8 protein-coding genes and 2 pseudogenes are annotated in these 8,109 nt (G+C 62.6%); 5 read left to right on the top strand and 5 right to left on the bottom strand.

Annotated features, from left to right (window positions below; genetic code table 11):
• Positions 1-185, bottom strand: a pseudogene (locus EOA85_RS20605) (coproporphyrinogen III oxidase); the annotation flags it as partial.
• A 107-nt stretch (positions 186-292) separates the two neighbouring features.
• Here EOA85_RS20605 and EOA85_RS20600 point away from each other — a divergent pair.
• Positions 293-550 (top strand): hypothetical protein, encoded by a 258-nt coding sequence (locus EOA85_RS20600; protein ID WP_127210970.1) that lies wholly within the window; start codon positions 293-295, stop codon positions 548-550.
• On the opposite strand, the gene soxR is transcribed toward EOA85_RS20600, so the two are convergent.
• Both soxR and EOA85_RS20590 read right to left on the bottom strand, forming a co-directional pair.
• Positions 547-990: a redox-sensitive transcriptional activator SoxR gene (soxR, locus tag EOA85_RS20595; RefSeq protein ID WP_127210969.1), complete on the bottom strand. Its 444-nt coding sequence runs from the start codon at positions 988-990 to the stop codon at positions 547-549. The two genes, EOA85_RS20600 and soxR, sit on opposite strands and share 4 nt — an antisense overlap.
• Positions 991-1,159: 169 nt before the next feature.
• A complete protein-coding gene (locus tag EOA85_RS20590) occupies positions 1,160-1,618 on the bottom strand; it encodes a tRNA (cytidine(34)-2'-O)-methyltransferase (protein WP_127210968.1) in 459 nt (152 codons plus the stop codon).
• A gap of 416 nt (positions 1,619-2,034) precedes the next feature.
• Between EOA85_RS20590 and EOA85_RS20585 the strand changes: the two genes are divergently transcribed.
• The 4 genes from EOA85_RS20585 to EOA85_RS20570 all read left to right on the top strand — a co-directional run bounded on the left by EOA85_RS20585 (position 2,035) and on the right by EOA85_RS20570 (position 6,680).
• Positions 2,035-2,505, top strand: coding sequence for a hypothetical protein (locus EOA85_RS20585; RefSeq protein ID WP_245485901.1), 471 nt, complete (start codon positions 2,035-2,037; stop codon positions 2,503-2,505).
• A complete protein-coding gene (locus tag EOA85_RS20580; protein ID WP_127210971.1) occupies positions 2,489-4,363 on the top strand; it encodes an ABC transporter ATP-binding protein in 1,875 nt (624 codons plus the stop codon). Before EOA85_RS20585 ends, EOA85_RS20580 begins: the two co-directional genes overlap by 17 nt.
• A 94-nt stretch (positions 4,364-4,457) precedes the next feature.
• On the top strand, positions 4,458-6,341 hold the full coding sequence (locus tag EOA85_RS20575) for an ABC transporter ATP-binding protein (protein WP_127210966.1): 1,884 nt from the start codon (positions 4,458-4,460) through the stop codon (positions 6,339-6,341).
• A 30-nt stretch (positions 6,342-6,371) separates the two neighbouring features.
• Positions 6,372-6,680 carry a DUF6665 family protein gene (locus tag EOA85_RS20570; protein ID WP_127210965.1) on the top strand — a complete coding sequence of 103 codons (309 nt, stop codon included), beginning with the start codon at positions 6,372-6,374 and terminating at the stop codon, positions 6,678-6,680.
• Positions 6,681-6,907: 227 nt separating this feature from the next.
• On the opposite strand, the gene EOA85_RS20565 is transcribed toward EOA85_RS20570, so the two are convergent.
• Together EOA85_RS20565 and EOA85_RS20560 are read right to left on the bottom strand one after the other, a co-directional pair.
• The gene (locus EOA85_RS20565; RefSeq protein WP_127210964.1) at positions 6,908-7,186 is read right to left on the bottom strand and encodes a hypothetical protein; all 279 of its coding nucleotides are present in this window, start codon (positions 7,184-7,186) and stop codon (positions 6,908-6,910) included.
• A 491-nt stretch (positions 7,187-7,677) separates the two neighbouring features.
• Positions 7,678-8,109: pseudogene (locus EOA85_RS20560) on the bottom strand (adenylate/guanylate cyclase domain-containing protein); the annotation flags it as partial.

Below are 8,109 nucleotides of genomic sequence, written 5' to 3'. Positions count from 1 at the left end.
CGCTCCCACGGCGTCCTTTCGAAGCGGCCGGGCGACCATGAGGCCTGCGGCCCCTGCAGGTCCTGCTCGATCTGCTCGAAGGCGGCGCAAATGCGCTCGCGCAACGTCTCGAACCACAGCCGCGCCTTCATCTTCTTCTGTTCGATGTCGGCCGGCAGCCCCGCCGGTATTTCGGGTCGTTGCAAATGCTGTCTCCGGCTGTGGGGCGCGTACCCCGACAAATGACTCGTCTTTTCCGGCCGCGATCCCTAATCTCTTAGGTGCAAGGGTCAAGTGTGAATGGAGTTCTTTCGTGCGCACCCCGGCAAGACCGCCGCTGGATGGCCTGAAGAAGAGGCTCGACCGTTCGCGCGCCAATCGCGAGCGCATGCCACGCGACGGGTTCCTGCGCGAGACCTTCGTCCTGCCGCGCTCCGATGCGCGGCTTAAGGCGAAGGAGTGGTTCGAGCGCTTTCCCAAGCAGGCCTACTGGACCGAGATCGAAAGCTGGTTCGAGCGGCCGGGCGACGTCATCGAGTTCACCATCAGGCGATTGCCGGCGGCAGATTAACGAGCGACCAACAACCGCCTTGCTCCTGGGCCTTGGGCGCTCAATCGGTCTTCCTTGTTCCGCAGCGGGCACTTGTCGATCGACATGCAGCCGCAGCCGATGCAGTCGGTCAGCCCGTCGCGCAGCTTCTTCAGCTGGGCAATCTTCTGATCGAGCTGGTCGCGCCAGGCCGTTGAAAGCAGGTTCCAGTCCTCGCGCGTCGGTGTGCGGCCCTCAGGCAGCGATTCAAGTGCAGCACCGATCTCGGCCAGCGAGATGCCGACCTCCTGCGCGATCCTGATGATCGCCACACGCCTCAGCACGTCGCGACCGTAGCGCCGCTGGTTGCCTGATGTGCGGTGGCTGCGGACCAGTCCGCGCGCCTCGTAGAAATGCAGCGCCGATACCGCCACCCCGCTTCGCGTCGCCACCTGGCCGACCGTCAGTTCCGTCACCGCCATTCGAATTTTCCGCTTGACCTCAAGTTAAGTTGAGCTTGTAACGAAGAAACCCTGGACATGCAAACCGCAGGAGAAGGCGATGTGCGCCTGGGTGACAATGACAAAAGAGGGTGCGCTCGTCGGCCAGAAAGCGGCCGTGTTCGCTGCGCCCACTGAGGGTCTGCGAATGCTATCCGAGCTGCCGGTTCGCTTCACCGGCCACCATGGCGACGGACAGCGCGACGTTGATGCTGCGCGCGCCCGGCTGCATCGGGATGATCAGTCGCGCATCTGCCGCCTCGTGGACAGGATCCGGCACGCCTGCGGATTCGCGGCCGAACAAAAGAATGTCGGCGTCGGCGAAGGCGAAATCGGTGTAGGCGTTCGCGGCTCTGGTCGACAGCAGCACCAGCCGCCGCGCTTCGCCTCTGCGCCAGTTCTCGAAGGCGTGCCAGTCGACATGCCGGGTCAGAGCCGCCAGTTCGAGATAGTCCATGCCGGCCCGTTTCAGCGCCCGGTCGGAGAGCAGGAAGCCGGCCGGTTCGATGATGTCGACGCCGAGGCCGAGGCAAGCGGCGAAGCGCAGGATTGTTCCGGTGTTGCCGGCGATATCCGGCTGGTAGAGCGCGATGCGGAGACGGGTGTTCATTTCCGAATCCTTCTAATAAGTGGCAGATCGGCCACAGCAGGCTCGCGGTTTTGGAAATTGCTGGACTGGCGGGTGGTCATTTTCTGCGAAGTCGATTATACGCCGGGCATTGTCAACCCGAACCGATGGAGGGGTAATTCATGATGATTATGTACATCCAGCGCCCCTCTTGTGGGCTTACCAGCCTGCCGGCGGTTTCGGTACGACGATTCTCCTGACCTTTTAGACTTCGATCGCACCGATTCTTAGCCGAAACCCTTTTCGGCCTTCGAAGGAATCCTGCGATGTTTTTCAAGCTGTCGAAGGGGCTGAACGCCCCGCCTGAACACGCCTCTGTTCAATCCCTGCCTTTCGCCGGCCATTGGCCCGCGAACAGGGCGGACTTTTTTCTGTATTTTCACATGGAGGACGGACCGATGTTCGATCCCTGCAAAATTCCCGGTTCAAGAAGCCTGCACGAGCACAGGATGGCGACATGGGCGCTTTTGATCGGCGAAACCTATTCGTCTGCGGCTCACGCCGAGACCCGCCGGCGCCCACATCGCGGCATGCTGCCGGACGTCGATTTCTCGCGCGCGGTTCCCGACCGCAGCCGGCCGTCGCTGGTGCGCCGGATCATCGGGCTGATCCGGCCCAGCGCAAAAACCAGCGCAAAACTCCGGGTCGTCGACACAGCACTGTCAGGATCGTCAAGCGAGCCTGTCGGCGAAAAGCCCGCGACATCCTATATTGCGCGAAGCAGGACCGGCGGCCCGAGTGATTCCGGGACGCCGGCCCTTGCCGCCACGCGATCCCATGGCGCTACGCGCCCCAAGGATGCCACGCGCTCCGCGCCGTGTGAGCGAAAACAAGCATATGAGTACCAAGACAATGTTCCGCTGGTTTGAAACAAAGCTCGATCCGTTCCCTGCCGAGGAGCCGGTCGAGCCGCCGAAGACGCTGATCGCCTTCTGCGTGCACTATACGCGCGGCGCCTGGCCCTACATCGCTGTCGATGCGACGCTGGTGACGGCTATCGCCCTTGCCGAGGTGTGGATGTTCGGCTTCATGGGCCGGATCGTCGACTGGCTGTCGGCGCAGAATCGCGAGACATTTCTGCAGACCGAGGGCTGGAAGCTCGCCGGCATGGCTTTCATCGTGGTTTTCGCGCTGCCGGCGACGGTCTGGTTCCATGCGCTCCTCAACCAGCAGACGCTGATGGGCAACTATCCGATGCGTATCCGCTGGCAGGTGCATCGCTACCTGCTCAAGCAGTCGATGGCCTTCTATCAGGACGAGTTCGCCGGACGCATCGCGACCAAGCTGATGCAAACGGCGCTCGCCGTGCGCGAATGCGTCATCAAGCTCATCGACGTGCTCAACTATGTCGTGGTCTATTTCCTCGGCATGCTGTTCATTGTCGGCTCGGCCGACTGGCGGCTGGCGGCACCGCTTGCCATCTGGCTTGCCGGCTATATCCTGCTCTTGCGCTATTTCATTCCGCGATTGGGCAAGGTCGGCGAGGAGCAGGCCAATGCGCGCTCGACCATGACCGGCCGCGTCGTCGACAGCTACTCCAACATCCAGACGGTCAAGCTGTTCTCGCATGCGCGGCGCGAGGCGTCCTTCGCGCGGGAAGGCATGGCCGGCTTTCTCGATACCGTTTATCGGTCGATGCGGCTGGTGACGCAGCTCTACGGCCTGCTCTACATCCTGAATTCGCTGCTGTTGTTTTCGGTCACCGCGATTTCGCTGTGGCTGTGGCTCGGCCAGGCGGTGACGATCGGCGCCGTCGCCCTGGTCATCGGCCTCGTGCTTCGGCTGTGGGGCATGTCGCAATGGATCATGTGGGAAATGTCCACCCTGTTCGAGAATATCGGCACGGTGCAGGACGGCATCAGCTCGATTTCGCTGCCGCGCCTCGTCGAAGACATGCCTGGGGCCAAGGATATTGCCGTGACCAAGGGCGAGATCCGTTTCGAGGACATCCGCTTCCACTACGGCAAACAGAAGGGCGTGATCGAAAGCCTGTCGCTGACGGTGAAGCCGGGCGAAAAGGTCGGCATCGTCGGCCGCTCGGGCGCCGGCAAGTCGACGCTGGTCAACCTTCTCTTGCGCTTCTACGATCTCGAGAGCGGCAAGATCCTGATCGACGGCCAGGAAATCGCGGCGGTGACGCAGGATTCGCTGCGCGTCCAGATCGGCATGGTCACGCAGGACACCTCGCTGCTGCATCGTTCGGTGCGCGAGAACATCCTTTATGGCCGACCGGACGCCAGCGACGAGATGCTGGTCGAGGCAGCTCGCCGCGCCGAGGCGCTTGATTTCATATCAAGGCTTTCGGACGCCAGTGGCCGCACGGGTTTCGATGCGCATGTCGGCGATCGCGGCGTCAAATTGTCCGGCGGCCAGCGGCAACGCATTGCCATTGCCCGCGTTATGCTGAAGGACGCGCCGATCCTCATCCTCGACGAAGCGACCTCTGCGCTCGATTCGGAGGCCGAGGCGGCGATCCAGGAGAACCTCTACAAGCTCATGCAGGGCAAGACCGTCATCGCCATCGCGCACCGGCTCTCGACCATCGCGGCGATGGACCGGCTCGTCGTCATGGATAAGGGCCGCGTCATCGAGGAAGGTTCGCATGAGGAACTCATCGCCGCCGGCGGGCTCTATGCGCAGCTTTGGCAGCGCCAGTCGGGCGGCTTCCTGCTCGACGACGGTGCCGCCGCCAACGATGCCATCATCAAGGGTCAAGCAGCAGAATGAGGGCAGCAGAATGATGGCAGCAGAATGATGGCAGCAGAATGATGGCAGCAGAATGATGGCAGCAGAATGAGGGCAGCAGAATGATGGCCGCCGAATGATGTTTGCCGTCTATCGCTGGTTCGAGAACTGGGTCTATCCGTTCAGGGAGCCCGCGGACCTTCGGCCACCGATCAGCGTCAGCGGTTTCCTCTGGCACTATGTCGGCCAGGCGAAGGTCGCCTTCTTCGCCATGCTGGTCATCGGCGGTATCGCGCCGCTGGTCGAGGCCGGACTGTTCTACTTCGTCGGCAGGCTGGTCGACATTCTCGACCAGCTCCCCGGCGAGCGCAGCTGGGACGCGCTGTGGACCGCCGCCGGTCCCGAACTCGTCTTCATGGCCGCCGTGGTGCTGGTCGTCCGCACCATCGTCGTCGGCTTGGCGGCGCTGGTCGACGAGCAGACGATCACCCCCGGCTTCTACAATCTGGTGCGCTGGCAGGCGCACCGCCATGTCTCGCGCCAATCCTACGACTTCTTCCAGAACGATTTCGCCGGCCGCATCGCGACCAAGGTCTGGCAGGCGGGCCAGGCGACCGGCGATTTGATGGAAAGCTTCATCGGGGTCGTCTGGTTCATGATCGTCTATACGGTGACGACGCTGGTGCTGGTCGCCGGCCTCGATCTCAGGCTGGCGGTGCTGGTGGTGATCTGGGTCACCGCCTTCGGCTGGCTGGCCAAGCGCTATCTGCCGGCGATCCGCAAGCATGCCGAGCAGACAGCTGAGGCCGGTTCGATGATCACCGGCCGCTTCGTCGATTCCTATTCGAACGTGCAGACGCTGAAGCTGTTCTCGGCCGATGGCGACGACCGTTACATCAGGAGCGGTTTCGATATTTATCTCGAGGCGCTACGCCCGTTCACCCGCAGGCTGACCGGCGTGCGCATGGCGCTGACGACGCTGTCGGGTATCATGATCACCGCGATCGCCTGTTTTGCGGTCTATCTCTGGGTCGAAGGCTCGATCACCGTCGGCGCCGTCGCCTTCACGCTGTCGCTGGTGTTGCGGCTCAACATGCTGCTCGGCCGACTGATGATGCAGCTCAACGGCATCCTGCGGAATCTCGGCGTGCTGGAAAACTCCAAGGCGTTGATCTCGCAGCCGCTCGGCCTGACCGACGCGCCCGACGCCAGGGAGCTTGTCGTGGTCGGCGGCCGCATCGACGTGAAGAAGGTCGAATTCCACTACGGCAAGGGGTTCGGCGTGCTCAACGGCATCGACCTTGTCGTGCGGCCGGGCGAGAAGGTCGGACTTGTCGGGCCATCCGGCGCCGGCAAGACGACGCTCGCCAATCTGATCCTGCGCCTCTACGACCTCGAGGGCGGCAAGATCACCATCGACGGGCAGGATGTTGCCAAGGTGACGCAGAATTCGCTGCGCGCCAGTATCGGCGTCGTCAGCCAGGATACCGCACTTTTCCACCGTTCCTTGCGCGACAACATCAAGCTCGGCATGCCCGAAGCAACCGACGCCGAGGTGATCGCGGCCGCAAAGAAGGCCGAGGCGCACGACTTCATCCTCGATTTGCGCGACAATCGTGATCGCCAGGGCTACGAGGCCTTTGTCGGCGAGCGCGGCGTGAAATTGTCTGGCGGCCAGCGCCAGCGCGTGGCGATCGCCCGCGTCTTCCTCAAGGACGCGCCGATCCTGATACTCGACGAGGCGACGTCGGCGCTCGATTCCGACATCGAGGCGGCCATCCAGGAAAATCTGGCGAGGCTGATGGAGAACAAGACTGTCATCGCCATCGCGCATCGGCTGTCGACCATCGCGGCACTCGATCGCCTGGTGGTGCTCGACGGCGGCCGTATCGTCGAACAAGGCACGCATGACGAACTGGTCGCGCTCGACGGGCTCTATGCGCGGCTGTGGAAGCGGCAGTCCGGCGGCTTCCTGTTCAACGAGGAGAGCGTGCTGGAGGAGACGCGGCCGGCGGAGTAGGCCTAGGATTCAGCAAAACCGGAGTGGAGCATGTCGGTGCCATCGAATTTCGGACGGTCGGGAGCGCAGGAGAGCGCGCTCGACCTGCTCGGCCATGAAATTCTCGGCGAAAAGGCGGCGGCGCTCGGCCGTGCCGGCCGCCGCGTGGATGAAACGCTGGCGAGGTTGCGTGAACATGGCGACGATGGCGAACATCGTGCCCGGCTGCTCAGGGACGCGGCGGAGGCCGTCCACGGCTATTTCATCCAGCGCGAATTGTGCGGCTTGCGCAAGCACGACGCAGTGATCCGGGAATACAACATCCCCAAGGCCGTGCTGGCCAGGCTCGGCGCGAAATAGACAATAGTGTTGAAAACCTGATGGTACCGAAGACGAAATACCGATTTTGACCCGTTCCAGAAGTTCGGGTGCGAGCGCATTATGGCGCAAGTCGGCCCGATTGCCGACTTTCCCGCACTCAATGTTCCTTGCGAAGGATGACCCTACATTGAGCGCAATCAGCGCTCGTACGCCCTAAGACTTCAAAGGTAGCGGCCAATCGGTCTTCTGCCGGGCCGCATACGCGGTCACTCCGGCAAGCCCGCGAACCGCATGTGTCCGATCCAGCGCTCGAGGGTCCCGGGAGCGGTGTAATTCTTCTCCCACTGCTTGCGTTGTTGGCTGATGGAGTCGCCGGGCGAGTCTTTGAGGGAAACCGCAAGCGCTTCCTTTGCCTCCCGCTGGTTTCCCAGACAAGCGTGGATCCCCGCAACCATTCGGTGTGCGCCGCTCGGGATTCTGGACATTTTCCGCATCGCTGTCAGCGCGGCCTCGCAATCGTTCTTTTCCCAGAGCGCCCAGCCCATGTCCCAGTGGTACCATCAGGGTGGAAAGGATCGATGCCCATCGCCTGCTTGATCCGATCGATAGCTTCGTCGATTCGGCCGACAACGAGCAGCGGGGATGCACTGCCGGCGAGGACATTCGAGGGCACTGGGATTGAGGGCGATCGCCTGATCGTACCGCGCAATGGCCTGCTCGACCTCTCCGGCTTCGGTATGGATGCGGGCTCCGGCATAATGCGCGTTGGCATCGTCCGGAGCGAGTTGGAGAGCCTTGTCGGCGTATTCGGCGGCGTGCTTCAACGCCTCGTCGGGGCTATTTTCCTGCTTGTGCCAGAAAACTGCGTCATTGCGATAGGGACCAGGCCATCCCGATATAGCCGAACTGGGCGTTCGGATCCGCTTCGATCGCCTTGAGGCTGAACTGCCGTAGCAGCTCGTTCCCCGCGCCTCGCCGTTGCCGCGTGGCGCATCGCGAGCGCCGTTGCCAACTCGCCAACGCCCGACAACGACCATCAGTTTGCAAGGCACTCGGGAAGACGCACCGGTTTGTCGATCTTCGCCAGTAGCTCGGGGCTGGCGCAGGGCGGGAAACCGGCAAGGCGCATGGTTTCCATGAGACGCTTGCGGTCCGCATCTGTGTTGACAAGAGGTTCGTTCACCCTTCCCTCGATAGTCAGGTCGGGGAACCGTTTAAGGGTCTCGCTGATCAGGGTTTTCGCCTCCTCGGTACGCCCAACCGCCGCCAGCGCGGCGGGGCGATATGTCCATCCCCAGATCCCATAATTCTCCGGCGCCAACCGGTCCATCATTAGCAGCGCGTCGTCGTAGCGGCCGACCACAAAATAGGCGTGGGCAAACAACCTGGTGCTCCACAACGGGTAGTTCGGATTAAGCTGGATCGCCTGATCAGCCATTTCGGCGCCCCTCTCGGCCTCGCCAAAAGT

This window comes from Mesorhizobium sp. M5C.F.Ca.IN.020.29.1.1 (assembly GCF_003997375.1).
Classification (GTDB): Bacteria; Pseudomonadota; Alphaproteobacteria; order Rhizobiales; family Rhizobiaceae; genus Mesorhizobium; species Mesorhizobium wenxiniae.
Note: the sequence above shows the minus strand (reverse complement) of the source record. Positions and strands in the feature narration are given on the sequence as shown.

What these genes read in the sequence shown, in the direction of transcription:
- soxR (WP_127210969.1), bottom strand. Translation starts at nt 990, where the DNA reads ATGGCGGTGACGGAACTGACGGTCGGCCAGGTGGCGACGCGAAGCGGG.
- EOA85_RS20590 (WP_127210968.1), bottom strand. Translation starts at nt 1,618, where the DNA reads ATGAACACCCGTCTCCGCATCGCGCTCTACCAGCCGGATATCGCCGGC.
- EOA85_RS20585 (WP_245485901.1), top strand. Translation starts at nt 2,035, where the DNA reads ATGTTCGATCCCTGCAAAATTCCCGGTTCAAGAAGCCTGCACGAGCAC.
- EOA85_RS20580 (WP_127210971.1), top strand. Translation starts at nt 2,489, where the DNA reads ATGTTCCGCTGGTTTGAAACAAAGCTCGATCCGTTCCCTGCCGAGGAG.
- EOA85_RS20575 (WP_127210966.1), top strand. Translation starts at nt 4,458, where the DNA reads ATGATGTTTGCCGTCTATCGCTGGTTCGAGAACTGGGTCTATCCGTTC.
- EOA85_RS20570 (WP_127210965.1), top strand. Translation starts at nt 6,372, where the DNA reads ATGTCGGTGCCATCGAATTTCGGACGGTCGGGAGCGCAGGAGAGCGCG.
- EOA85_RS20565 (WP_127210964.1), bottom strand. Translation starts at nt 7,186, where the DNA reads ATGGGCTGGGCGCTCTGGGAAAAGAACGATTGCGAGGCCGCGCTGACA.